This window comes from Limimaricola cinnabarinus LL-001 (genome assembly GCF_000466965.1).
GTDB classification, from domain to species: domain Bacteria; phylum Pseudomonadota; class Alphaproteobacteria; order Rhodobacterales; family Rhodobacteraceae; genus Limimaricola; species Limimaricola cinnabarinus.
Genome location: NZ_BATB01000009.1, coordinates 16,163 through 40,845 on the forward strand (window position 1 = coordinate 16,163; position 24,683 = coordinate 40,845).

Annotated in this window: 17 protein-coding genes and 4 pseudogenes; 14 read left to right on the forward strand and 7 right to left on the reverse strand. The window is 68.3% G+C overall.

Translation table 11 applies throughout. From position 1 onward, the window contains the following. The first annotated feature begins 77 nt into the window (after nt 1-77). The 4 genes from malF (at nt 78) to MBELCI_RS05350 (ending at nt 5,236) form a co-directional block, all read left to right on the forward strand. Nucleotides 78-1,622: a maltose ABC transporter permease MalF gene (malF, locus tag MBELCI_RS05335; RefSeq protein ID WP_021693134.1), complete on the forward strand. Its 1,545-nt coding sequence runs from the start codon at nt 78-80 to the stop codon at nt 1,620-1,622. Further along, a complete protein-coding gene (malG, locus tag MBELCI_RS05340; protein WP_021693135.1) occupies nt 1,619-2,509 on the forward strand; it encodes a maltose ABC transporter permease MalG in 891 nt (296 codons plus the stop codon). Before malF ends, malG begins: the two co-directional genes overlap by 4 nt. 699 nt (nt 2,510-3,208) lie before the next feature. Further along, entirely contained in the window at nt 3,209-4,387 is a 1,179-nt protein-coding gene (locus MBELCI_RS05345) for an NAD(P)/FAD-dependent oxidoreductase (RefSeq protein WP_439645918.1), read from the forward strand. Between the two features lie 15 nt (nt 4,388-4,402). Beyond that, nucleotides 4,403-5,236: an NAD-dependent epimerase/dehydratase family protein gene (locus tag MBELCI_RS05350; RefSeq protein WP_021693137.1), complete on the forward strand. Its 834-nt coding sequence runs from the start codon at nt 4,403-4,405 to the stop codon at nt 5,234-5,236. A 95-nt stretch (nt 5,237-5,331) separates the two neighbouring features. Here the strand turns inward: MBELCI_RS05350 and rpe are convergent, their stop codons facing one another. Then, the gene (gene rpe / locus MBELCI_RS05355) at nt 5,332-6,018 is read right to left on the reverse strand and encodes a ribulose-phosphate 3-epimerase (RefSeq protein ID WP_021693138.1); all 687 of its coding nucleotides are present in this window, start codon (nt 6,016-6,018) and stop codon (nt 5,332-5,334) included. Nucleotides 6,019-6,253: 235 nt separating this feature from the next. On the opposite strand from rpe, the gene MBELCI_RS05360 reads away from it, so the two are divergent. Further along, nucleotides 6,254-6,979, forward strand: coding sequence for a helix-turn-helix domain-containing protein (locus MBELCI_RS05360; RefSeq protein WP_021693139.1), 726 nt, complete (start codon nt 6,254-6,256; stop codon nt 6,977-6,979). A gap of 6 nt (nt 6,980-6,985) precedes the next feature. Here the strand turns inward: MBELCI_RS05360 and MBELCI_RS05365 are convergent, their stop codons facing one another. The 3 genes from MBELCI_RS05365 to MBELCI_RS21490 all read right to left on the reverse strand — a co-directional run bounded on the left by MBELCI_RS05365 (nt 6,986) and on the right by MBELCI_RS21490 (nt 8,822). Beyond that, complete coding sequence (locus MBELCI_RS05365; protein WP_021693140.1) at nt 6,986-7,606, reverse strand: DUF1523 family protein; 621 nt, start codon at nt 7,604-7,606, stop codon at nt 6,986-6,988. 221 nt (nt 7,607-7,827) lie between these two features. Further along, the gene (locus tag MBELCI_RS05370) at nt 7,828-8,400 is read right to left on the reverse strand and encodes a L,D-transpeptidase (RefSeq protein ID WP_021693141.1); all 573 of its coding nucleotides are present in this window, start codon (nt 8,398-8,400) and stop codon (nt 7,828-7,830) included. Continuing rightward, the gene (locus MBELCI_RS21490) at nt 8,397-8,822 is read right to left on the reverse strand and encodes a hypothetical protein (RefSeq protein WP_235047574.1); all 426 of its coding nucleotides are present in this window, start codon (nt 8,820-8,822) and stop codon (nt 8,397-8,399) included. Before MBELCI_RS21490 ends, MBELCI_RS05370 begins: the two co-directional genes overlap by 4 nt. A 66-nt stretch (nt 8,823-8,888) precedes the next feature. Between MBELCI_RS21490 and MBELCI_RS05375 the strand changes: the two genes are divergently transcribed. Next, entirely contained in the window at nt 8,889-9,872 is a 984-nt protein-coding gene (locus MBELCI_RS05375) for a P1 family peptidase (protein WP_045319754.1), read from the forward strand. 49 nt (nt 9,873-9,921) lie between these two features. On the opposite strand, the gene MBELCI_RS05380 is transcribed toward MBELCI_RS05375, so the two are convergent. Beyond that, complete coding sequence (locus tag MBELCI_RS05380) at nt 9,922-10,722, reverse strand: hormone-sensitive lipase (RefSeq protein ID WP_045319769.1); 801 nt, start codon at nt 10,720-10,722, stop codon at nt 9,922-9,924. An 88-nt stretch (nt 10,723-10,810) separates the two neighbouring features. Here MBELCI_RS05380 and MBELCI_RS05385 point away from each other — a divergent pair, with 88 nt between their 5' ends. Next, entirely contained in the window at nt 10,811-12,289 is a 1,479-nt protein-coding gene (locus tag MBELCI_RS05385) for an NAD-dependent succinate-semialdehyde dehydrogenase (protein ID WP_021693145.1), read from the forward strand. Nucleotides 12,290-12,530: 241 nt separating this feature from the next. Here the strand turns inward: MBELCI_RS05385 and MBELCI_RS05390 are convergent, their stop codons facing one another. Further along, complete coding sequence (locus tag MBELCI_RS05390) at nt 12,531-13,118, reverse strand: DUF1285 domain-containing protein (RefSeq protein WP_021693146.1); 588 nt, start codon at nt 13,116-13,118, stop codon at nt 12,531-12,533. 71 nt (nt 13,119-13,189) lie between these two features. Between MBELCI_RS05390 and MBELCI_RS05395 the strand changes: the two are divergent. From MBELCI_RS05395 to MBELCI_RS05410, 4 genes and pseudogenes are all read left to right on the forward strand, one after another. Beyond that, a pseudogene (locus MBELCI_RS05395) lies at nt 13,190-14,193 on the forward strand (AAA family ATPase). Then, nucleotides 14,190-15,080: a DUF58 domain-containing protein gene (locus MBELCI_RS05400; RefSeq protein ID WP_021693148.1), complete on the forward strand. Its 891-nt coding sequence runs from the start codon at nt 14,190-14,192 to the stop codon at nt 15,078-15,080. Before MBELCI_RS05395 ends, MBELCI_RS05400 begins: the two are co-directional and overlap by 4 nt. Further along, a pseudogene (locus MBELCI_RS05405) lies at nt 15,080-17,846 on the forward strand (DUF4159 domain-containing protein). The gene MBELCI_RS05400 and the pseudogene MBELCI_RS05405 overlap by 1 nt, the downstream one beginning before the upstream one ends. Further along, nucleotides 17,843-19,917 (forward strand): annotated as a pseudogene (locus tag MBELCI_RS05410) (hypothetical protein). Before MBELCI_RS05405 ends, MBELCI_RS05410 begins: the two co-directional pseudogenes overlap by 4 nt. A 76-nt stretch (nt 19,918-19,993) precedes the next feature. On the opposite strand, the gene MBELCI_RS05415 reads toward MBELCI_RS05410, so the two are convergent. Then, complete coding sequence (locus MBELCI_RS05415; RefSeq protein ID WP_045319755.1) at nt 19,994-20,686, reverse strand: DUF599 domain-containing protein; 693 nt, start codon at nt 20,684-20,686, stop codon at nt 19,994-19,996. A 104-nt stretch (nt 20,687-20,790) separates the two neighbouring features. Here MBELCI_RS05415 and MBELCI_RS05420 point away from each other — a divergent pair, with 104 nt between their 5' ends. From MBELCI_RS05420 to glcF, 3 genes and pseudogenes are all read left to right on the forward strand, one after another. Continuing rightward, nucleotides 20,791-22,221, forward strand: a complete 1,431-nt coding sequence (locus tag MBELCI_RS05420; RefSeq protein WP_021693152.1) for an FAD-linked oxidase C-terminal domain-containing protein — start codon at nt 20,791-20,793, stop codon at nt 22,219-22,221. Beyond that, nucleotides 22,221-23,326 (forward strand): annotated as a pseudogene (locus tag MBELCI_RS05425) (FAD-binding protein). Before MBELCI_RS05420 ends, MBELCI_RS05425 begins: the two are co-directional and overlap by 1 nt. A gap of 47 nt (nt 23,327-23,373) precedes the next feature. Beyond that, nucleotides 23,374-24,663, forward strand: coding sequence for a glycolate oxidase subunit GlcF (gene glcF / locus MBELCI_RS05430; protein WP_021693154.1), 1,290 nt, complete (start codon nt 23,374-23,376; stop codon nt 24,661-24,663). Nucleotides 24,664-24,683: the final 20 nt, after the last annotated feature.

Sequence of the window (24,683 nt, forward strand, 5' to 3'; positions counted from 1 at the left end):
GCGGCCCCCGCCCCCACCGCCGCCGGGGGAGCCTTGGGGCGAGGAGACGCGGCGCGCCCTCGGGGGGGACCACCGACATGACCACAGCAGATGCGGGCTTCGGCCCGGCCGAGACCCGTACCGAAGCCCGACCATGGCTGCGCTTGACCATCGTCGCCCTCCTCGGCCTGATGATGCTTTACGGCGCCTTCTTTCTCTACCAGATCGCGCAGCCGCTGTTCGGTGCAATCCTTCTGGCCGTCACCACGGGCTTCGTGGTGATCTTCGGTGCCAACCGCTTCTACGGCGCGCGATTCATCTTTCCGGGCGTCGCGGCGGTGCTGGTCTTCATCGCCTTCCCTGTCGCCTACACGATCTGGCTGGGCTTCACGAACTACTCCTCGTTCAACCTGCTCTCCTACGAGCGCACGATCGAGGTGCTGATATCACGCGGCACGGTCGATCCCGAAACCGAACAGCCTTTCGCCGTGGCCCGCGACGGCGAGGTCTACCGCATCTGGCTGCCCGAGAGCGGGCTGTTGTCCGCCCCCGTCAGCCTCACCGTCGAGGAAGAAGAAGTGGCGCTGGAGCCGGGCGAGGCGCCCGCCGCGTTGCTCACCCCGCGCGACGCCATCGCCCTTCGCAGCGGATTGCAGAGCCTGACGCTCAACACCCCCGATGAGGTCGCGCTACGCAATGCGGGGCTGCGCAGCTTTGCCAGCGTCACCCCCGACTTCGTGCGCACCGGCGAGAACGAGCTGACCCGCAGCGCCGACGGCCTCACGCTCACCGCCAACCACGAGACCGGCTTCTTCGAGACACCCGAGGGCGAGGCGGTGCCGCCGGGCTGGCGCGTGGGCGTCGGCTTCGACAATTTCGAGCGCATCCTCGAATCCAAGGGCGTGCGCGGACCGATGCTGTCGATCTTCGCCTGGACCTTCGCCTTTGCCGGGCTGTCGGTGCTGGGCGTGTTCACGGTGGGGCTGTTGCTGGCGGTGATCCTCCAATGGGAGCATCTGCGCTTCAAGACGCTTTACCGGATCCTGCTGATCCTGCCCTACGCGGTGCCGGGCTTCATCTCGATCCTCGTGTTCCGGGGCCTGTTCAACCAGAACTTCGGCGAGATCAACCTGATCCTCGAGGCGTTGTTCGGCCTGCGCCCGAACTGGTTCACCGATGGCAACCTCGCCCGCGTGATGATCCTCTTCGTGAACATCTGGCTGGGCTATCCCTACATGATGCTGCTTGCCATGGGCTTTCTTCAGGCCGTGCCGCAGGATCACAAGAAGGCCGCGGCGCTCGAAGGCGCATCCAGCCTGCGAGTGTTCTTCACCATCACCCTGCCGCAGATCATCCCGCCTTTCCTGCCGCTCTTGATCGCGGCCTTCGCCTTCAACTTCAACAACCTTGTGCTGATCCTGCTGCTGACGCGCGGCGGGCCCGACATCCCCGGTACCGTGATCCCGGCGGGCGAGACCGACATCCTCGCCTCCTTCACTTATCGCTTGGCCTTCCAGGATTCAGGCCAGCAATTCGGCCTTGCGGGCGCGATCACGTTGCTGATCTTCCTCGTGGTGGCCGCCATCTCCTATGCCAACTTCGTGGCCATGCGCCGCGCCGCCAACAAGAGGTCCGGCCGATGATCGTCGAACGCCCGCGCGACCTGAGGATCAAGAAGATCGCGGCCCATGGCTTCATGCTGGTCTTCCTGCTGCTGATCCTGTTTCCGTTCTTCATGATCGTCTCGATCAGCTTCCGGGAGGGAAACTTCGCCACCGGCGCGCTCTGGCCCGAGAACCCGACGCTGGAGCACTGGTACCTTGCCTTCGGGCTCGACTACACCCGCGCCGACGGCACGGTGGTCTCGCCGCCCTACCCGGTGCTCTTGTGGATGTGGAACTCGATCAAGATCGGGCTCATCGCCAGCATCGGCGTGCTCGCCCTTTCGACCATCTCGGCCTATGCCTTCAGCCGTATCCGCATCCGCGGCAAGCAAGGCATGCTCGACGGGCTGTTCCTGATCCAGATGTTCCCAACGACGCTGGCCCTCGTCGCGATCTTCGCGATCTTCGACGCGCTGGGCGAGGTGACACCGGCCTTGGGCATCAACAGCCACGCGGCGCTGATCCTCGTCTACCTGAGCCAGATCACCCTGCACATCTGGACCATCAAAGGCTATTTCGACAGCGTCGACACCGCGCTCGACAAGGCCGCCGAGATCGACGGGGCCAGCCCGTGGCAGACCTTCCGCTTCATCTTCCTGCCTCTGGCGGTGCCGATCATGGCGGTGGTCTTCGTGCTGACCTTCATCGGCGTGATCAACGACTACCCGATCGCCAGCGTGCTGATCCGTTCCGAAGACCAGATGACGCTGGCGGTGGGTTCGCGGCTCTATCTCAACGAATTCAAGTATCTCTGGGGCGATTTCGCCGCCGCCGCGATCCTGTCGGGACTGCCGATCACGGTCGTGTTCCTGATCGCGCAGCGCTACCTTGTCTCGGGACTGTCGGACGGGGCGGTCAAGGGATGACTCCCCCACTTTCGAATCAACACCGCGACGGCCCCCTTTGCGGCGCTACTCTTTGGGGTATATTAATAACCTATTGAGAAAGAATGGCAATTTTTATGACGTTGGGTCGGACTATTCGTAACGTGGGGTTCCCCACCGACCGGTCATGTCTGCCACATTCCTGCCACAATCGGCCGTGAAACGGGGCCCGTTCTCACGATTAACCAGGTTCCCATAGTAATTTCCGGGCTCAACATTCAGATTGAAAGGCAGAGGCATGTATCAACCTATCGACGTGTTTATCGAGTTCCGCCTCTCCTCTTGCCCTCAGGCCCTGCGCCGCATCTCTCCGCAAGAGCGAATGTCTGAAGAACCGGTCGGACAGGTCCGGCGGCATCGTTTCCCGAATGTTTCGAGAGCGACGACCGCCGCGACCTTCCGCCATCATCCCACCCTGTCGGTGCGCAGCAGAACGCTGCCCGTCGGCCTGCCCGCCGCATGCTCTCCGGCATGCTGCGCACAGGGATGACCGGCATGGCGCACGATCCCGCCATGCCGACACACTGTATCGATCCGGGCGCCGCCCTGCGCCCGGCTTGATTTTCCGCCCCACCGGGACACCTCGCCCGGCCACCTTCACAGCGCTCCTTCGGGAGCGCTTTTTTTTCGCCCGCTCTGCCCCTTTCGCCATGCCAAGGGAGGCTCTAGCCTGATCGCATGATGGCTGCGCATTCCTTTTACGACGTGGTGATCATCGGCGGCGCGATGATCGGCAGCGCCGTGGCATGGTGGCTCGCGCGCGATCCCGGCTTTCATGGCCGCATCCTCGTGATCGAGCGCGATCCGAGTTTCGCCGAAGCTTCGACCAGCCACACCAATTCCTGCATCCGCATGCAGTTCGGCACCGAGGTGAACATAGCGATCAGCCGCTTCGGGCTGGCCTTCATCCGGTCCTTCCGGGACCATGCGGGCGCGGATGCGCCCGAAATTTCCCTCGATGATTTCGGCTATCTCTACCTTGCCGACGATCGGGCCTCGGCCGACCGGCTGTGTGCCGCACAGGCGTTGCAGGCGCGGATGGGCGCGGGCACGCGGCTGCTTTCACCGGCGCAGCTTCGAACGGCCTTTCCGTTCATGAGGTGGGATGACGTATTGCTCGGCAGCCACGACCCCGGCGAGGAGGGCTGTTTCGACGGTGGCACGATGTTCTCCGAATTTCGCCGTCGGGCGCGGCGCATGGGCGTGGAAGAGATCCGCGCCGAGGCCACCAGTCTGCGCAAGGTTGGCGATCGCATCACCCATGTGGAGCTCTCGGACGGCAACGCCATCGCCTGCGGCCATGTCGTCAACGCCGCCGGGCCGCGCGCGGCAAAGGTGGCGGCGATGGCCGGGATCGCGATCCCGGTGGAGCCGCGCAAGCGCTACACCTTCACCTTCGAGGCCGAGGACAGGCTGCCGCGCAAGCTGCCGCTCACGGTCGATCCCTGCGGCATCCATTTCCGCTCGGACGGCGCGCTCTACATGGCGGGCTGCCCGCCCCAGGCGGACGACGCCTGCGATCCGCGGGATTTCGAGATGGATCATTCGATCTGGGAGGATCGGGTCTGGCCCGCATTGGCCGCCCGCGTGCCCGCCTTCGAGCGCATCCGCCTGCGCAACGCATGGGCCGGTCACTACGCCTACAACACGCTCGACCAGAACGCGCTTTTGGGCGTGCATCCTGCCGTTTCCAACCTGCTCTTCGCCAACGGGTTCTCGGGCCACGGCCTGCAACAGGCCCCGGCCGTCGGGCGCGGCATCGCCGAGCACATCATCCACGGGGGCTGGCGCAGCCTCGACCTGTCGCCGCTGTCGGTGGCCCGCCTCGCCGAAGGCGGGCACTCACCGAAGCCGCGGTGATCTAAGGGAGTCGTCATGAAGAAGATCGTTCTCACTGGGGCCTGCGGGGCCCTTGGATCGGTGCTGCGCGCACCGCTGGCAAAGCTCGCGGAGGAGTTGGTCTCCACCGACATCGCCCAGGCCCCGGCGGAGTTGATGCCAAACGAGCGCTTCGTGCAGGCCGATCTCACCGATCTCGCCAACGTCGAGGCAGTAATGCAAGGCGCCGAGATGGTCGTGCATTTCGGCGCGATCCCGGACGAAGCTCCGTTCGAAGAGTTGCTCGGCCCGAACTTCATCGGCGCCTACACGGTGTGGGAGGCGGCGCATCGGGCGGGCGCGCGGCGCGTGGTCTACGCCTCCTCGGTGCATGCCGTCGGGCTTCAGGAGACGATGTCGGGCCATGACACGGAGGTCCCCCATCGTCCCGACACCTTCTATGGCCTGTCGAAATGCTTTGCCGAGGATATGGGCCGGATGTTCTGGGAAAAGCGCGGCCTTGAGGCGGTGTGCCTGCGCATCATGTCCTGCACGCCCGAGCCGCAGAACGCCCGCGCCCTGTACAGCTGGCTTTCTCATGGCGATCTGGTGCGTCTGGTCGAAGCCTCGGTCACCACTCCTGTCACCGGCTTCACCATCGCCTGGGGTGTTTCCGCCAACAGCCGCGCGCCGGTGTCGAACGCGCGCGTGTCGTTCCTTGGCTACCACCCGCGCGACAACGCCGAGGATTGGGCCGACAGGCTCCTGCCGACACCCAAGTCGCCCGATCCTTCGGATCCCGCCCAGCGGTGCCTCGGCGGCCCCTTCGCGGTAGTACCCTTGGGCGAAAGCGGCGTCGCGGCGATCCGGCGGATGACTGAGACCGGCTGACGCGATCTGAACGCTGCCGCGCCCGTGGCAGGGGCAACGCCCCTGGCCACTTCACTCTTCAAATACTCACGGCGCTCCGGCGCGCCGTCGAGCGGTCAGGTCTGCGCCGCTGCCCGAATCGCGGCAATGTTCTCGCCATAGACCGAGGCTGCCTCGACCGAACCGCCCCGGAACACTGCCGAACCCGCAACCAAGGCGTCGGCCCCGGCGCGCGCCACCAGCGGCGCGGTCTTGGCATCGACGCCGCCATCGACCTCGACATGGATCTCCCGGTCGCCAATCATCGCGCGCAGGGCGGCAATCTTGTCGAGCATGGGATGCAGGAACTTCTGCCCGCCAAAGCCGGGGTTCACCGTCATCACGAGCACGAGGTCGACATCGTCCAGCAGCGGCGCCACCGCCTCGACCGGCGTGCCGGGATTGAGCGCCACACCTGCCTTCATGCCCGCGCCGCGGATCGCCTGAAGCGTACGATGGATATGCGGCCCGGCCTCGACATGGGCGGTGAGGATATCGGCCCCCGCCTCGGCGAAGGCGTCGATATAGGGGTCGACCGGCGCGATCATCAGGTGCACGTCCATCACCGTCTTCACATGCGGACGGATCGCGCGCACGAGCTGCGGCCCGAAGGTGATATTGGGCACGAAATGCCCGTCCATTACGTCCACATGGACCCAATCCGCGCCCTGCGCCTCGATGGCGCGAACTTCCGCGCCGAAGGCCGCGAAATCGGCGGAGAGAATCGAGGGGGCAATCTTGAGAGTGCGGTCGAAAGCGGTCATCGGCAGGGCTCCTCATGCAGATGCGCCCTGCCCTAGCGCGAAAAACCGCGCGCGTCACGCCGGCCGCGCGCCCTGCCTCTCGCATCTGCAGAAAACCCTGCTAGCCTCGCAGCATGCAACGCCCCGCCGTGATCCTGTCCCATACCGATATCCTCGCCCCCGGTGCGAGCGCCGCGCTGACCCGTGCCGCGCTCGGGTCCACGCGCCCGGCGCTGCATGGGCATGATTCTTCGAAATGGCGTGGGTGCAGAACGGCCGGGTGCGCCATCACCTGCCCGAGGGGCGCGAGGATCTGGTCGAGGGCGACGTGATCTTTGCGGCGCCGGGGCATCTGCATGGGTTGCAGGGGCGGGGCGATGATGCGCTTCTGGTGTCGGTGACGCTGCATCCCGACCTCATCGCCGATCTCGGGAAGCGGCATCCGGCGCTGGCGGGCCGGCTGTTCTGGGCCGAAGCGGCCACGCCGCAGCGGCTGATGCGCGACAGCCACCAGATCGCCGAGCTGAACCGCGCCGCGCTGCGGCTGGAGCGCGGGCGGCGCGACGCCTTGGGAGCAGAGGCGTTCCTGCTGCCGCTCCTATGCGGGCTGGCGGACGAAACCGCGCCGTTGCCCAACGGCGCTCCCGATTGGCTGGCGCGCGCCTGCGCCGCCTCGCGCAAGCCGGAGGTATTCCATGACGGGGCCTCGGGATTCGCGCGCGTTGCCGGCAAGGCGCATCCGCATGTCAGCCGTTCGATGCGGCGGTTTCTCGACATGTCGCCTTCGGACTGGGTCAACATGCAGCGGATGGATTATGCCGCGCGCAGGTTGACCGGCAGCGCCGACAGCCTTGCCGAGATCGCCGCCGAATGCGGCGTGCCGAACCTGTCGCATTTTCACAAGCTGTTCCGCGTCGCGCATGGCGAGACGCCGCAGCGGTTTCGCCGGGCCCGGCAGCGCGACGTGGTGCAGCCCGGCTAGGAGCGGCTACTTGCGCGCCGCGCGCCGCCTGCGGATCGCATCGCCCCAAGTCGCGACACGACGGTCGCCACGATCGAGCCATGGCGAGACGTGATGGCGCGACCATCGCCGCAGCCTGACGCCCACGGCCCAGATCACCGCCACGAGCAGCAGCAGGAAGACGATGTTGAACCACGGGATCAGCCGCACGTCCGGCCCGGCGACAGGCTTGGCCGACAGGGCGTTGGGATAGACCGAGAGCAGCGGCAGGCGCCAGCCGTAATAGCGCATCGCCACCCATTGCGGATCGGAGGACGAGGAGACGAGGTTGCGCGCCTCGGCCTGCAGGTTGGCGCTGTCGAACTTGAAGTAGGGTGGCCATCCGCCGCCCGTATCCTCGTTGCGAAACACCATGACGCCGCCATCGGCGCGCACCGTGTCGATGAAGCGCACGTCGCGCTCGACCGGCCCGTTCAAGGGCGTGCCGGTATCAGGCGCGGCCCAGAACACCGAATTGGGGTCGATCCGCTCGAGCTTGATCTCGACGCCGGTGATGCGGACGATCTCGCGCTTGGGCAGGTTGTAGTGCAGGAGCGCCGCGAGAAACGCCAGCAGCACGCCCCAGAAGATCCAAGAAATCCAGCGCATCGCATTTCTCCCTGTCGGTCGATCGTGACTTAGACCATCCGGCCCGCAGGGCCAATCGATACCATGCTTTGGGTCGCCGATGGCATGGCAGGCATGCGATCACCGGCCTGAGGATTGAAGCGACGCCGAATTTCTCGAAAGAACCCGCCGCCCCGGTTGCCGGGGCCGCCCTATCGGCGCAGGCAGGCTTGGCACCGGTGGGACGGGACCTCGGCTTGGCGTCAATAGCCAAGGCTTTCGACGCCCGACGCCGCGCCGAATTGCGGCGGTCCGCTGTTGGCGGCGGCCGAGTAGAGTTCTTCGGGCGGCACATAGGTCGGCGGCAGTTCGCGGCCCCGATTCGCCACGGCCTCGCCTTCGATGGCGACCGAATCGGCATAGTCGCGAATCGTCACACGGGTCTGCATCGGCACCTTGGGGAAGAGGAAGATGACGTCGTGGTTGAACATGCGGATGCAGCCCGCCGAACCCGAGTTGCCGATCGATCCCAGATCGTTGGTGCCGTGGATCCGGTAATAGGTGTCGCGGTTGCCCTGATAAAGGTAGAGAGCGCGCGCCCCGAGCGGGTTGGCGAGACCGCCGGGCACGCCGTTGCGATACTCTCCATAGATCTCGGGTTCGCGCTTGAGCATGTTCTGCGTCGGGGTCCAGCTCGGCCACTGTTCCTTGCGCTTGATCACGGTGTCATAGCTCATCGACAGGCCCTGCCGGCCGACACCGATGGGAAAGCGCCAGGCCATGCCGTCGTTCTGGATGAAATACAGGAACTTGGCATGCAGGTCGGCTTCGATCACGCCAGCGGATTCATAGCCGCGATAGGGCACATAGGCGCGACGATTGAGGCCCTGGAGGTATTGCGGCGGCACCGGCGGCAGCCGGTAGCCGCATCCTCGATCAAACCGTAGCCATCGACGATCTGGCTCAGCGGCACGCCGCCAATCTCCTGCTCGCTGACAGGAGCGGCGGAGGTCGGGACGCGGGCGGCGCAGGCGGGGAGGACGGACAGAGCGGCCGCGCCGGTCAGCAGTCGACGGCGCGTGATCGCGGAAGGGGTGGAGATCATCTGGGACAGCCTTTGACGCAAGGGTTCGCGGCAACCTATCATCGCGGGCCGGAACCGCAATGAGGCCGGCTTTTTCGAAGGCGCACGGAGCGAAAGCGTTGCCGTTTCGGCAAAACGGGATGAATCACGAATGATTTCAATCGAATGCGCCAATCGTTTGGCCGGCAAAGATGCGGGTTTGATCGCACCGAGGGGTCAAATCTGCTTGAGCGTTATGTCATGACATCCGGCGCGCGCGACGCGATAACCGATATCATTGGCCTGAAGGTGGGTCAGACGCATGACGGGGCGCTGCGCTCGGGCGTCACGGTGCTGACCGCCGAGATGCCTTTCGTGGCCTCGGTCGACGTACGAGGCGGCGCGCCCGGCACCCGCGAGACCGAGCTTCTGGCCCCTGACAAGCTGGTCGGCGCAGTCGATGCACTGGTGCTGTCGGGCGGCTCGGCCTTCGGTCTCGACGCGGCTTCGGGCGTGATGGATGCGCTGCGCGCGGCGGGGCGCGGATTCGAGGCGGCGGGCCAGCGCGTGCCCATCGTGCCCGCCGCGATCCTGTTCGATCTCGGCAATGGCGGCGACAAGGCTTGGGGGGCCAACCCTTATGCGGCGCTGGGCCGCGCCGCGTTCGAGGCCGCGGACGCACGTGTCGACGAGGGCAGCTTTGGCGCGGGCCATGGGGCCACCACGGCGGATCTGCGCGGCGGCACCGGCACCGCCTCTATGCAGCTCGCTAGCGGCCATGTGGTGGGCGCTCTGGTCGCGGTGAACGCCGTGGGCTCTGCCTGCATCGGCGGCGGGCCACGATTTTGGGCCGCCCCATGGGAGATCGGGGACGAATTCGGAGGGCTGGGCCCCGCGATGCCACCCCCCGGCCCGCCGCCGAGCAAGCTCGCGCGGCCGGGCGAAAGCACCACCATCGCCATCGTCGCCACTGATGCCGTGCTCGACAAGGCGGGGTGTCACCGGATGGCGGTGGCGGCGCAGGACGGCCTCGCCCGCGCGCTGCTGCCCGCGCATACCCCGCTCGACGGCGATCTGGTCTTCGCCGTGGCGACGGGTGCGCGCCCGCTCGCCGATCCCGTCACCGAGGCGCTCTGGATCGGGCATGCGGCGGCGGTGTGCCTGTCGCGGGCCATCGCGCGGGCCGTGTATCACGCCGCGCCGGGCGGGTCGCAGCCGTCCTGGGGGGAAAGATTCGGCAATTGATTCCCCTTCGCCGTGCCGGTGCGCCGGGACGAACCGAAGAGTCGCCCCCTCAGGCCAGAAGCGCCTGTATCAGCGGGCTGTCGGCCTCTGCCAGACCCTCGATCACATCGAAATGGTGCCGCCCCGGTGCCTCAACCAGATCGCAGCCGCGCCTCTCGGCCAGCCAGCGCGCCTGATCTAGAAAGGCCGGGCGTTCGGCCGCACCGACCCAGACCGTCATCGGCAGGTTCACCTGATCGCACAGCACGGGGCTCTCGGCCACGGCCTCCTCCTCATCGAGACCCAGATCGTCGTTTATCGTGGCCCCCATCAACGGGCGCAGATCCGACAGGGGCGAGATCGGCACGATCCGCGCCACCCTGTCGCGCCAGCCGGGGGTGAGATCGGCGCAGGCCATGCGCGCCACCAGATGCCCGCCAGCCGAATGCCCGGCGAGCCTGATCGGGCCCGGAACGACCTCGGCCACCGCGCCGATGGCAGCCTCGATCTCGCGGGTCATCGCGCCGATCCGGGCCTCGGGCGCCAGCGTGTAGGAGGGCATCACCACGGCCCAGCCCCGATCCAAGGCCCCCGCTGCCAGATGTGACCAGACGCTCTTGTTGAACGCCTTCCAGAAGCCGCCATGCACAAAGATCACCGCGCCCTTGGCCACGCCTTCGGGCCGAAACAGGTCGAGCTTCTGCCGCGCGCCGTCGCCATAAACGATAACCTGTGGCGGATGGCTTTCGCGAAAAGCGGCGGCGGCAGCGGCCCAGCGCGCGGGGTAGTCCATGCCGCCGGGGATGTGGCTGGCATTGGCATAGGCCTCGTCGATCTCGGCACGGCTTTGCCCATGCGTTGCGGCGCGCATCTCGGTCACCTCATTCCTCCCTGTTCCGGGGCTGGACCCGCCCTACCCTCGCGGTGAAGGATGCGCCCGAACCTCTGGAGGAAAAGTCATGCTCGACGACCGCACCGACATCAAGTCACTGCTCAGCCGCCCCGACCTCGTTCGCGACCGCGCCTTTCTCGGCGGCAAGTGGGTCTCCGCGAAGGACGGCAAGACCTTCGACGTCACCAACCCCGCGCGCGGCGACGTTCTCGCCACGGTCGCCGATCTGGGCCGGGCCGAGATCGCGCAGGCGATCGACATCGCCCACAAGGCGCAAAAGCCCTGGGCCGCGAAAACCGGCAAAGAGCGCGCCAAGATCCTGCGCCGCTGGTACGACCTGATGATGGAGCATCAGGAGGATCTGGCGATCCTGATGACCGCCGAGCAGGGCAAGCCGCTCGCCGAGAGCCGTGGCGAGGTGGCCTATGGCGCGAGCTTCGTCGAATGGTTCGGCGAAGAGGCCAAGCGCGTCTATGGCGAGACCATCCCCGGCCACATGCCCGACAAGCGGATCACCGTGATCCGCCAGCCGATCGGCGTCGCCGCCGGGATCACGCCGTGGAACTTCCCCAACGCGATGATCGCGCGCAAGGTGGCCCCGGCGCTGGCGGCGGGCTGTTCCTTCGTGATCCGCCCCGCCTCGCTCACCCCGCTCTCGGCGCTCGCCATGGCTGTGCTGGCCGAGGAGGCGGGCGTGCCCGAGGGCGTGTTCTCGGTGGTCACCTCGACCTCCTCCTCCGAAGTGGGCAAGGAGTTCTGCGAGAACCCCAAGGTGCGCAAGCTGACCTTCACCGGCTCGACCGAGGTGGGCCGAACGCTGCTGCGGCAGGCCGCCGATCAGGTGATGAAATGCTCGATGGAGTTGGGCGGCAACGCCCCCTTCATCGTGTTCGACGACGCCGATCTGGATGCGGCGGTCGAAGGCGCGATCCAGTGCAAGTTCCGCAACAACGGCCAGACCTGCGTCTGTGCCAACCGCATCTACGTGCAAAAGGGCGTCTATGACGAGTTCGCCAAGCGCCTGAAGGTCGCGGTCGAAAAGCTGCGTGTCGGCGACGGTCTCTCTGACGGCACCGATCTCGGACCGCTGATCGAGGCTTCGGCCATCGACAAGGTGCGCGATCACCTCAAGGACGCGCTCGATCACGGTGCGACGCTGCTCACCGGCGGCGAGGCGCATGACCTGGGCGGCCAGTTCTTCCAGCCCACCGTCGTCACCGGGGCGAAACAGGGCATGAAGGTCGCACATGAGGAGACATTCGGCCCCTTCGCGCCGCTCTTCGCCTTCAAGGACGAGGACGAGGTGATCGAGATGGCCAACGACACGATCTTCGGTCTCGCCTCGTATTTCTACGCCAAGGATCTGAGCCGCGTGACCAAGGTGGCCGAGGCGCTGGAATACGGCATCGTCGGGGTGAACACCGGCATCATCTCGACCGAGGTCGCGCCCTTTGGCGGGGTCAAGCAGTCGGGGCTGGGCCGCGAGGGGTCGCGCCACGGAATCGATGACTATCTCGAGATGAAATACATCTGCAGCTCGGTCTGACCCGGCTGCCTCGCGGCGGGGCGGCGTTCGGACGCGCCCGCCTTTCGGGCATCCACACCGCTTTGCCGCACGGATGCCCGGCCTTGGCGAAACAGCCCCGCTGCTTTAAGATGCCGTTACGTCAATGTCGCAGTTCTCCGACATGATACGAGACGACGCCCGATGCAGCCCCGTGGCGTCGGTTGACGAGTGGCCTTGGTAGCGCGTGGCGCGGAAGCCCTGCCCCGGGCTTCCGCGTTCTTTACGGAAGTTCGGCTGCCGGGATGATCGGAAAGAACACGTCGTTCGACCGCACGCCGAACCAGTCTTCATCCTCATGCGGCGCGGTTTCGCCAAGCTCCACCAGCCGGTAGAAGCTCTTGCGGTCGATCAGCGCCTCCAACCCCGAACGGATCTCGATATAGGGCGACGGCTCGCCCGTTTCGGGATCGCGGATCACCCGGATCGGATGCTCCGGGCCCGCCATCGCCGTTTCGTCCAAATTGGTGGTAAAGCGCAGCCCCTCCCCGTCCCGCGCGACATCGACCGCGACAAAGGGCGCGTCGTCAACGGTGATGCCGACCTTCTCGACCGGGGTGACGAGGTAATGCCTGTCGCCCTCGCGCTTGAGAATCGAGGCGAAGAGCTTGACCATCCGCTCGCGACCGATCGGTGTGCCCTCGTGGAACCATGTCCCGTCGCGCGCGATCCGCATGTCGAGATCACCGCAAAAGGGCGGATCCCACAGATGCACCGGCGCGGGGCCCCGCGCACCCGCCCGGCTTGCCGCCGATGCGAGGCTTTCCGCCGAAGGGGCGGCGGTCGTCTCACTGTTCTTTGTGTTTGCCATCGGAACCCGCCACGGTATCTGCTGAGACTGCAATGCTAGACTAGGACGGGAAGGCTGTCATGCCAGAGCAGATGAGCGATGCGGACCTCCTCGCGGCAATCGAGAACCTCGGCGACCGGCTCGCGCAGGCCCGCGACAGCGTGGCACGGCGTTTCGTCGGTCAGGAGCGGGTGGTCGAACTGACGCTCTCGGCTCTCTTGTGTGGGGGGCATGCGCTGCTCGTCGGACTGCCGGGCCTCGGCAAGACACGGCTGGTCGATGCGCTTTCGACGGTGATGGGGCTGCGGGGCAGCCGCATCCAGTTCACTCCCGACCTGATGCCCGCCGATATTCTGGGCAGTGAAGTGCTGGAGACCGCCGCCGACGGGTCCCGCTCGTTTCGCTTCATCGAGGGCCCGGTGTTCTGCCAGCTTCTGATGGCCGACGAGATCAACCGCGCCTCCCCCCGCACCCAATCCGCACTCCTGCAGGCGATGCAGGAGCGCGAGGTGACCATCGCGGGACAGCACCGCCCGCTGGGCCGCCCGTTCCACGTGCTCGCCACCCAGAACCCGCTGGAGCAGGAGGGCACCTATCCGTTGCCCGAGGCGCAGCTCGACCGGTTCCTGTTCCAGATCGACGTGCCCTATCCCACCCGTGACACCGAACGCGCAATCCTGCTGGCCACCACCGGCATCGAGGAGGGCGCGGCCGAGGCGGTATTCACCGCGCAGGAGTTGCTCGACGCCCAGCGCCTGCTACGCCGGATGCCGGTGGGCGAGACTGTGATGGAGTTGATCCTCGATCTGGTGCGCGCCTGCCGCCCCGACGAGCCCGAGGCTCTGGCGGATCTGCGCCAGTCGGTGAGCTGGGGGCCGGGGCCGCGCGCGGCGCAGGCTTGATGCTCGCGGTGCGGGCCGAGGCGCTGCTCGACGGGCGTCTCGTGCCGGGGCCGCAGGACGTGGCGCGCCTCGCCGTGCCGGTGCTGGAACACCGGATGGCGCTGGGCTTTGCCGCGCGGGCGCGGGGCGAGACCCTGCCCGCGGTCATCGCGCGGGTGGCCGAGCATGTGACACGGGCCGAGGCGGCGGCGTGACCGCCAGCCCCGCCCCGGACTTGAGCCCTCTGGGCCTGCGCGGGCGGGCCGAGGACCTCGCCGCCCCGCTGCCGCCGCTTCTGGCCGAGGCCGAGCAGCTCGCCCAGACGGTGCTCATGGGCGAGCATGGCCGCAGGCGCGCCGGGGCGGGCAGCAATTTCTGGCAATACCGCGCCGCTCAGCCGCATGACACGGCGCGCGCCATCGACTGGCGCCGCTCGGGGCGCGCCGACCACGCCTTCATACAAGAAAAGGAATGGCAGATCGCGCAGAGCGTCGCGCTCTGGGTCGATGACGGGGCCTCGATGGGCTTTGCCTCGACGCCGAGGCTCGCCTCCAAGGGCGACCGCGCCCGGCTTCTGGCGCTGGCCCTCGCGGTGGCGCTGACGCGGGGTGGCGAAAGGGTCGGCCTCGCGGACCATCGGTTGCCGCCGCGGCGGGGGCGCGGGCAGCTGTCGCGGCTGGCGCAGATCCTGTCGCAGGACGGGACCGGGGATCACGGCACCCCGGACCCCGAAAGCCTCGCGCCGCAAAGCCGCGCGGTGCTGGTGTCGGATTTCCTCGGACCGGTGGAGCCGGTCGAGGCGATGCTGACGGCCAGCGCGGATCGCGGCGTGCGCGGCGCGATGCTGCAGGTGCTCGATCCCGCCGAGGAGGCATTTCCCTATGACGGGCGCACGATCTTCGAGAGCATGTCGGGGGCGCTGCGCCATGAGACGCTGAAGGCGGGCGACCTGCGAGACCGCTATCTCGAACGGCTGGCCGAGCGCCGCGACCGTCTGGCCGGGCTGGCCCATGCCACCGGCTGGCAGTTTTCCACCCACCGCACCTCCGAGAGCGCCGCCTCGGCGCTGCTGTGGCTCTATGCCGCGCTGGAGCGCCGCTGATGTGGAGCCTCGGCCCCGTCGGTTTCCTCTCGCCCTGGCTGCTGGCCGGGCTGGTGCTGCTGCCGGTGCTCTGGCTGATCCTGCGCGCGGTGCCGCCCGCGCCACTGCGCCGCCGCTTTCCCGGCGTGGCGCTGCTTCTGGGCCTGCAGGACCGCGAGAGCCAGTCGGACCGCACGCCGTGGTGGCTGCTCTTGCTGCGCATCCTCGCCGTCGCCGCCGCGATCATCGGCTTTGCCGGACCGGTCCTCAACCCCGCCGAGCGAGGCGCGCCGGGCAGTGGCCCGCTGCTGATCCTCGCCGATGGCACATGGGCCGATGCGCGCGACTGGCCGGTGCGGCTGGCCCGGATCGAGGCGCTCCTTGGCGAAGCACGGCGCGCGAACCGCCCCGCCGCCGTGGTGACCTTGTCCAACCCACCGCCGGAGACCCGTTTCGACCCCGCCGAGGCGGTCCTGACCACCCTGCCCGGCGTTGCCCCGCACCCATGGGAGCCCGACCCGCAAGCCCTCGCCGACTGGACCGCCTCGCTGGAGGTCGGTTCGAGACCATCTGGCTCTCGGATGGGCTCGCGCGCGACAACCGCGCCGCCCTGCTCGACACGCTGGAGGCCCATGGCTCCGTCCGGGTGATCCAGACCCCGCGCCGCATCCTCGCGCTGCGTCCGCCGCGGCTCGACAGCACCGAGATCGCGCTCGAGGCCGTCCGCACCCCCATCGGCGGCGCGGCGCAGGCCAGCATCGCCGCCCACGGCCTCGATCCGGCCGGGATCGAGCGGCGGCTGGCCACCGCGACGCTGTCCTTCGCCCCCGGCGACGCTGTGGCGCAGGCGGCGCTGGCGCTGCCGCCCGAACTGCGCAACCGCGTCACCCGCTTCGAGATCGAGGGCGCGCGCTCGGCCGCCGCCGTGGCACTGACCGACGACGCGCTGCGCCGCCGCGAGATCGGCCTCGTCGAGAGCCGCGAGACCCGCGAGGCCGCCGAATTGATGTCGCCGCTGCACTATCTGCGCGTGGCGCTGGAGCCGCAGGCCGAGCTGATCTCGGGCGACCTGCCCACGTTGATCCCCGCCAATCCCGACGTGATCGTCCTTGCCGATGCGGGCGCGCTGCCCCCTTCGGAGGCCGAGGCGCTGCAGGTATGGGTCGAGAGCGGCGGCTTGCTCCTGCGCTTTGCCGGGCCGCGCCTCGCCGCATCGGATGCAGGCCGCGACGGCGACGATCCCCTGATGCCGGTGCGGCTGCGCGTCGGGGGCCGCTCGGTCGGGGGCACGATGAGCTGGGGCGAACCCAAGACCATCGCGCCCTTCGAGGCCGACAGCCCGTTCTTCGGCCTCGCGGTACCGGGTGACGTGACGGTGCGCGCGCAGGTCGTGGCCCAGCCCGGCCCCGACCTCGCCGCCCGCGTCATCGCGCAGCTTTCGGACGGCACGCCGTTGGTCACGCGCAAGCCTCTAGGCGACGGGCAGGTCGTGCTGGTCCATGTCACCGCCAATGCCGAATGGTCGTCGCTGCCGCTGTCGGGGCTGTTCGTGTCGATGCTCGAGCGTCTCGCCATCTCGGCGCGCACCGATCCCGACGCTGCTACCGATCTCGCGGGCACGAGCTGGCAGGCCGTCGAGATCATGGACGCCGAAGGCGCCTGACCGAGACCGACACCCGCGCCGCCGTGCCGGGAGAGGCCTTGGCGGCCGGCGATCTCGGCCCCGATCTGCCGCCGGGGCTTTACGCGGGCGAGGCGGGCCGCTTCGCGCTCAACGTCACGCGCGCCGATACCACGCTCGCCCCTGCCCGCTGGCCCGCCCGCATCGCCGTCGAGGGGCTGGAACGCCCGGCCGAGCGGCCTTTGGCTGGGCTGCTGCTAGCGCTGGCGCTGGCGCTGATGGCAATCGACGCCTTGGCCTCGCTCGCGGTGGGCGGGCGGCTGCGGGCGCGGGCGGCGCTGCTGCTTATGGCGCTCGTGCTGCCACCTGTCCCCGGCGCGCAGGCGCAGGAGCCGCCGATGGACCCGCAGGCCGAGGCCTTCGCGCAGGCGGCAACCGGATCGGTGGTGCTGGGCTACATCCTGTCCGGCGATGCGCAGGTTGACGAGGTCGCGCGCCAGGGCCTCGAAGGTCTCGGGCGCGCCCTGTGGCAGCGCACCTCGGTCGAGCCCGCCGCGCCGATGGAGGTCGATCCAGAGACCGACGAGCTGTCCTTCTTCCCGCTGCTCTACTGGCCGATCACCGGCACCACGCCGATCCCGTCGGAGGCCGCCTATGACCGGCTCAACGCCTATCTGCGCGGCGGTGGCATGATCGTGTTCGACACGCGCGACGCGGGCATCGCGGGTCTCGGGGCCGCGACGCCCGAGGGCCGCCGCCTGCAGGCCATCGCGCGTCCGCTCGACGTGCCGCCGCTGTCGCCGGTCCCCGAGGACCACGTGCTGACCCGCACCTTCTACCTGCTGCAGGATTTTCCGGGCCGCCATCAGGGCCGTGACGTCTGGGTCGAGGCCGCCCCCGAGGAGGAGCCGACCCCCGGCATGCCGTTTCGCAACCTGAACGACAACGTGACTCCGGTTGTGATCGGTGGCAACGACTGGGCCGCGGCTTGGGCGATGAACCCGGTGGGCATGCCGCTCTACCCGGTCGGGCGCGGCATGGCCGGTGAGCGGCAGCGCGAGATGGCCTATCGGTTCGGCGTGAACCTCGTGATGCACGTGCTCACCGGCAATTACAAATCCGATCAGGTCCACGTGCCCGCCCTGCTCGAAAGGCTCGGACAATGACCGGCACGGTGATCTTCGATGCGCTGCTGCCGTGGCCTGTGCTCTGGGCGCTTGCGGCGCTGACGGGTCTGATCGTCGCGTTCGCGCTGTGGCGCGGCCTGCCGGGCTGGTGGCTGCGCGCGCTGGCCGGGATCGCGCTTCTGACAGGTCTCTCGAACCCGGCGCTGCGGCAGGAAGAACGCCAGCCTTTGTCGGACATCGTCATCGCCGTGGTGGACGAGAGCGCAAGTCAGACCCTGTCGGACCGGGCGGCGCAGACCGAGACCGCCCTCGACGATCTGCGCGCCCGGATCGCCGCGCGCGCCAATACCGAGCTTCGGGTCGTGCGCGTCACCGACGCGCCCGAGGATGGCGGCACGAAGCTGATGACCGCGCTTGCCGAAGCCCTCTCCGAGGAGCCGCAGGGCCGCGTCGCGGGCGTGGTGATGCTCACCGACGGGCGCCTTCACGATGCCGCCCGCGCCCCCGACCTGCCCGCGCCCGCGCATGTGCTGCTCTCTGGGCGCGAGACCGATTGGGACCGCCGCCTCGTGGTGCGCAACGCGCCGGCCTTCGCCATCCTCGGCGAGGAGATCGAACTGACGCTACGGGTCGAGGACAGCGGCGCCGCCCCAGAGACAGGGAGCACTGTCCCGCTCACCATCGCCGTCGATGGTGGTGAGCCGATGCGCTTCGAAGTACCGCTCGGCCGCGACATCGCCCTGCCCGTGACGCTGCCGCATGGCGGCATGAACGTGCTGCAGTTCGCCACGCCGGAGGCGCCGGGCGAGCTGACCGCGCGCAACAACGAAAGCGTGGTGCAGATCAACGGCGTGCGCGACCGGCTGCGCGTGCTCTTGGTCTCGGGCGAGCCTATGCAGGCGAGCGGACATGGCGCAACCTGCTGAAATCCGACCCTTCGGTCGATCTGGTGCACTTCACCATCCTGCGCCCGCCCGAAAAGCAGGACGGCGTGCCGGTCGAGGAGCTGTCGCTCATCGCCTTTCCGACGCGCGAGCTGTTCATCGAGAAGATCGACGAATTCGACCTGATCGTGTTCGACCGCTACCGCCGCCGCGGAATCCTGCCCTCGGACTACTTCGCCAATGTCGCGCGTTACGTCGAGGAGGGCGGCGCGGTGCTGGTCACCGCCGGTCCGGAATATGCGGGCGCCGACAGCATCTACCGCAGCCCTCTGGGCTTCGTGCTGCCCGGCGCGCCCAGCGCGCGGGTGGTGGAGCGGGCGTTCCGCCCCGAGCTGACCGAGCTTGGCGCGCGCCATCCCGTGACTTCGGGCCTCGCCGATCCGTGGATCGAGGCCGACACCGATCCGCTCAGACCCGATTGGGGCCGCTGGTTCCGGCAGGTCGAAATCGAACCGACGCAGAGCGCCACCGTCGCCCTCGCCGGACCGGACGACCGCCCCCTGCTGACGCTCGACCGGGTCGGCGACGGGCGCGTGGCGCTGCTGGCTTCCGATCAGGTCTGGCTCTGGGGGCGCGGCTATGACGGCGGCGGCCCGCAACTCGACCTGCTGCGCCGTCTCGCGCATTGGATGATGAAGGAGCCGGAACTCGAGGAAGAGGCCCTCTGGGCCGAGCCTTCGGGTCTTTCCATGCGCATCATCCGCCGCTCGCTCTCCGAAGAGGTCGGCCCTGCCACCGTGACCGCCCCCGATGGCACCGAGACGCAGGTGCCGCTGGAGGAGGTCGAGCCGGGCCGCTTCGAGGCGCGGTGGACCGCGCCGCGCATGGGGCTCTACCGGCTGGCCGAGGGCGAGCAGTCGGCGGTGATCGCGCTCGGTCCCGCGGCCCCGCGCGAGTTCGAGCAGACCATTGCGGGCGGCGAGGCGCTGGAAACCGCGGTGGCCGCGACGCGCGGCGGCATCGTGTCGATGGAGGACGGGCTTCCCACCTTGCGCGACGTGCGGCCCGGCCGCCCCGCCGCCGGTCGCGGCTGGATCGGTCTCACCCCGCGCGGGGCGTACCGCACGCTCGACCTTACGGTGACGCCGCTGCTGCCCGCTTGGGTGCTGCTGGCGCTGGCGGCGGGCCTGATGCTCGGAGCGTGGCTGCGTGAGGCGAGGCGCTGACCCGCCGCTCCCCTTCCGGCCACTTCACTCAAGAAATACTCACGAGGGGCACGCAGCGGCGGGGGCAGCGACCCCCTCAGACCCCGTTCGCGAGAACCGCGCGCGGCACGGAGGCGAACTCCCGGCTCCACAGCAGCCAAAGTACCGCGACCATGGCCACGACCAGCGCCCATGACCCCAATAGCCAAGCCAATGCACCCAGCGAGAAATACATTGCCCTCAGCCCGCGATTGAAGTTCCAGGCCGCGCGGATGTTCAACTCCGCCGCCTGCATGGCGCGCGGCAGCGCGCGCGCGTCGTCGGCGGCATTGGGAACCGAGGCCATCAGCACCGAGCAGTAACCGAAGATCCGGTGCGCCCAGACGAACTTCAGGAAGGCATGCGTCAGCAAGAGCGCCACCGGCAGCAGCTTGATCTGCCACAGCACCGCCGGTTGCCGCCCCTGTCCCAGCCCTTCGGCCACCCCTTGCAACGGCTCGGTGTTGCCGATGAGGGCGAGCACGCCGCCCACGGCGAGAAGACAGGTCGAGGCGAAGAACGATGTGCCCTGCCGCAGGCTGCCCATGATCGTCGCGTCGAAGATCCGGTTTCCCCTCTGCACGAATTCGCGCATCCATTCGCGCCGATGCTCGGCCATCAGCACGGTCACAGAGGGCCGTCGTCCGGGATGCTCGATGCGCCAGCCGATGCCCCAATAGCCCAGCAGCAGCAAAAGCAGCCCGGCGGCGTCGACAAGGGAAAGATGCGGCAGGCTGGCAAGCGGATCCATGCCCGGCACCCTAGCGGCGCTTCGCCGCGCTTGCCATGGGGGCGCTTTGGTTATATTTCCTTACCAATCCCGCGTGAGGCCCTTGCGGGCAGGAGGAGCGACCCATGCAGATGCCATCCCCAGATGCCCGCGTCATGGCGAAGAAGGCGCAGGTCGTCGCACGGCTCACCGAAGCGTTGGGCGATCGTGGCGTGATCTACGACCCCGCCGAGACCCGCGCCTACGAGTGCGATGCGCTCACCGCCTATCGCTGCCCGCCGCTTTGCGTGGTGCTGCCCGCCACGACCGAGGAAGTCTCGGCGGCGCTCAGGATCTGTCACGAGGAAAACGTGCCTGTCGTGCCGCGCGGCTCCGGTACTTCGCTTGCGGGCGGCGCGCTGCCGACCGCAGATTCGGTGATCCTCGGCGTGTCGCGGATGAATCGGGTGCTCGAGACCGACACGGCGGATCGGATCATCCGGGTCCAGACCGGGCGCACCAATCTGAGCGTCACGGGCGCGGTCGAGGAACTGGGTTTCTTCTATGCCCCTGACCCGTCGAGCCAGCTCGCCTGCGCCATCGCGGGCAACATCGCGATGAATTCGGGCGGCGCGCATTGCCTGAAATACGGGGTGACGACCAACAACCTGCTTGGTGTGACCATGGTGCAGATGGACGGCACGGTGATCGAGATCGGCGGCGCTTACATGGATGCGGCCGGGCTCGACCTTCTGGGCGTGATCTGCGGCTCCGAGGGCCAGCTCGGCGTCGTGACCGAGGCGACGCTGCGCATCCTGCCCAAGCCCGAGGGCGCGCTTCCCGTCCTCATGGGATATGACAGCGCCGAGGCCGCGGGTGCCTGCGTGGCCGACATCATCGAGGCGGGCGTGCTACCGGTGGCGATCGAATACATGGACCGCCCCTGCATCCGCGCCTGCGAGGCCTTCGCCCAGGCGGGCTACCCCGATTGCGAGGCGCTCTTGATCGTCGAGGTCGAGGGGTCGGCCGACGAGATCAACCACCAGCTCGAGACGATCCTGAAGATCGCCCGCGACCACGACCCCGTGGAGATCCGCGCGGCGCAGGACGCCGACGAGGCGGCGCGGATCTGGCTCGGGCGCAAATCGGCCTTCGGCGCGATGGGCCAGATCAACGACTACATGTGCCTCGACGGCACGATCCCGGTTTCGGCCCTTCCCGAGGTTCTCAAGCGCATCGGTGAGCTGAGCGACCAGTACGGCCTCGGCGTCGCCAACGTGTTCCACGCCGGCGACGGTAACATGCATCCGCTGATCCTGTTCGACGCGAACAAGGAGGGCGATCTGGAGAAATGCGAGGAGATGGGCGCCGATATCTTGCGGCTTTGCGTCGAGGTCGGCGGCTGCCTCACCGGCGAGCACGGTGTCGGCGTGGAAAAGCGCGACCTGATGACGGTGCAGTTCGAACCGCAGGATCTTGAGGCACAGATGAAGGTGAAGGACGTGTTCGACCCCAAATGGCTCCTGAACCCCGCCAAGGTCTTCCCGCTCGCGGTCAGCGAAGGACGCCGGGCATGATCCGCCCCGGCTCCGAGGCCGAGCTGGCCGAGGCGGTGCGCGATGCGTCCGGCCCTCTCTCCGTGCGCGGCGGCGGCACGCGCGGCCTCCTACCCGAGGGCACGCCGCTCACGACCTCCGGGCTGAGCGGCATCGTGCTGCACGACCCGGCGGCGCTGACGCTGGTGGCGCTGGCCGGCACGCCGGTCGAGGAGATCGACGCGACGCTGGCGCGTGCGAACCAGCGGCTCGCCTTCGAGCCCATGGACCACCGCGCGCTTCTGGGCACCAAGGGCACGCCGACCATCGGCGGCGTGGTGGCGGCCAACGTGTCGGGCCCGCGCCGGATGCAGGTGGGGGCGGCACGCGATCACCTGCTCGGGCTGCGCTTCGTCGATGGCGAAGGCACCATCGTCAAGAATGGCGGCCGGGTGATGAAGAACGTCACCGGCTACGACCTCGCCCGACTTCTGGCGGGGAGCCGTGGCGCGCTGGGCGTGATCACCGAGGTCGCGCTCAAGGTGCTGCCCGGCACCGAGACCACGGCGAACCTTGTGATCCACGGCCTCGACGACGCGACGGCGGTGCGCGCGATGTCGGACGCGCTGGGCACGCCCTTCGAGGTGTCTGGTGCCGCGCATGATCCCCATGCCCCGGACGGGCCGCGCACCGAGCTTCGGCTCGAAGGCTTCGGCGCTTCGGTCGCGTATCGTTGCCAAGCGCTGGCCGAGCGGCTCAAGGCCCATGGGTCGTGGGAAACCGAGACCGACCGCGACGCGGTGCGCGCGCATTGGCGCGGCATTCGCGATGCGGCGCGTTCCACGGGCGGACGGGCGATGTCTGGCGCGTCTCGGTGCGTCCAAGCGAGGCGGCCGCCCTCGTGGCGCGGGCCGGGGCCACGCAGGCCTTCTATGATTGGGGCGGCGGGCTGGTGTGGCTGCGCATGCCGGAGGGAGACGACCTGCGCGCGCGGCTGGGCCGCTATGATGGCCACGCCACGCTGGTCCGCGCGGCCCCCGAGATCCACGCCGCATTGCAGACGTCGCAGCCCGAGCCTCCGGCGTTGCAGCGCCTGACCCGTGGCCTGCGCGCCAGGTTCGACCCGCGCGGCATCCTCGCCGCCTGAAACAGCCCGACACCGCCTGACCCGGCACCGACCCGGACGGAGATCCCATGCAGACCACATTCACGCCCGAGCAGCTGCGCGATCCCAAGACCGCCGAGGCCAATGCGATCCTGCGGTCCTGCGTGCATTGCGGCTTCTGCACGGCGACCTGCCCGACCTATCAGGTCTTGGGCGACGAATTGGACAGCCCGCGCGGCCGCATCTATCTGATCAAGGACATGCTCGAGAACGAGCGCGTCCCCGACGACAAGACCGTCACCCATCTCGACCGCTGCCTCGGCTGTCTCGCCTGCATGACCACCTGCCCCTCGGGCGTGCATTACGGCCACCTGATCGACCAAGCCCGCGGCTATATCGAAAAGAACTACGAACGCCCCGTGATGGACCGGCTGCTGCGTTGGACGCTGGCGTGCATCCTGCCCTATCCGGGGCGGTTCCGGTTGGCACTTCTGGCGGCCAAGCTCGGCAAGCCCCTGAAGGGGCTGATGCCCGACAAGCGGCTGCGCGCGATGCTGGAGATGGCGCCCGCGAAGATCCCGCCGGTGTCGCGCAACGACGACCCGCAGGTGTTCCCGGCGCTGGGCGAACGGCGGATGCGCGTCGGGCTGTCGATCGGCTGCGCCCAGCGCGCGCTCGATACCGATATCAACGATGCGACGATCCGGCTTCTGACCCGGCTCGGCTGCGAAGTGGTGATCCCTGAAGGCGTTGGCTGCTGTGGCGCGCTGACCGAGCATATGGGCAAGCATGACGAAGCGCGCGGCACCGCCGCCAAGCTGATCCGTTCGATGTCGTCGATCGAGGGGCTCGATGCCGTGGTGATCAACACTTCCGGCTGCGGCACCACCATGAAGGATTATGGCCACATGTTCGCTGGCCACGAGATGGAGGCCGAGGCCGCGCGCATCGGCGGGCTGTGCCGCGACGTGTCCGAGATCGTCACGCAGCTCGGCCTGCCCGAAGGGACCCAAGCGACCCCGCTTCGCGTGGCCTACCACGCCGCCTGTTCGCTGCAACATGGTCAGAAGCTCAAGGTGGGGCCCAAGGCGCTCCTGAAGCAGGCCGGGTTCGAGGTGTTCGAGCCGGCCGACAGCCACCTGTGCTGCGGCTCGGCGGGCACCTACAACCTGATGCAACCTGAAATTTCGGCCGAACTGCGCAGCCGCAAGGTCGAGACGTTGGAGGTGCTGAAGCCGCAGGTCATCGCGGCGGGCAATATCGGCTGCATGATGCAGATCGGGCGCGGCACCAACGTGCCGGTGGTGCATTCGGTCCAGCTCCTCGATTGGGCGACCGGAGGGCCTCAACCCTCCGCGATTTCGAAACAATCCGCTTGATTGCCCTTTGAAGCCGATCC

Coding starts and splice junctions, on each gene's coding strand:
- malF (WP_021693134.1), top strand. CDS start 78: ATGACCACAGCAGATGCGGGCTTCGGCCCGGCCGAGACCCGTACCGAA.
- malG (WP_021693135.1), top strand. CDS start 1,619: ATGATCGTCGAACGCCCGCGCGACCTGAGGATCAAGAAGATCGCGGCC.
- MBELCI_RS05345 (WP_439645918.1), top strand. CDS start 3,209: ATGGCTGCGCATTCCTTTTACGACGTGGTGATCATCGGCGGCGCGATG.
- MBELCI_RS05350 (WP_021693137.1), top strand. CDS start 4,403: ATGAAGAAGATCGTTCTCACTGGGGCCTGCGGGGCCCTTGGATCGGTG.
- rpe (WP_021693138.1), bottom strand. CDS start 6,018: ATGACCGCTTTCGACCGCACTCTCAAGATTGCCCCCTCGATTCTCTCC.
- MBELCI_RS05360 (WP_021693139.1), top strand. CDS start 6,254: ATGGCGTGGGTGCAGAACGGCCGGGTGCGCCATCACCTGCCCGAGGGG.
- MBELCI_RS05365 (WP_021693140.1), bottom strand. CDS start 7,606: ATGCGCTGGATTTCTTGGATCTTCTGGGGCGTGCTGCTGGCGTTTCTC.
- MBELCI_RS05375 (WP_045319754.1), top strand. CDS start 8,889: ATGACATCCGGCGCGCGCGACGCGATAACCGATATCATTGGCCTGAAG.
- MBELCI_RS05380 (WP_045319769.1), bottom strand. CDS start 10,722: ATGCGCGCCGCAACGCATGGGCAAAGCCGTGCCGAGATCGACGAGGCC.
- MBELCI_RS05385 (WP_021693145.1), top strand. CDS start 10,811: ATGCTCGACGACCGCACCGACATCAAGTCACTGCTCAGCCGCCCCGAC.
- MBELCI_RS05390 (WP_021693146.1), bottom strand. CDS start 13,118: ATGGCAAACACAAAGAACAGTGAGACGACCGCCGCCCCTTCGGCGGAA.
- MBELCI_RS05415 (WP_045319755.1), bottom strand. CDS start 20,686: ATGGATCCGCTTGCCAGCCTGCCGCATCTTTCCCTTGTCGACGCCGCC.
- MBELCI_RS05420 (WP_021693152.1), top strand. CDS start 20,791: ATGCAGATGCCATCCCCAGATGCCCGCGTCATGGCGAAGAAGGCGCAG.
- glcF (WP_021693154.1), top strand. CDS start 23,374: ATGCAGACCACATTCACGCCCGAGCAGCTGCGCGATCCCAAGACCGCC.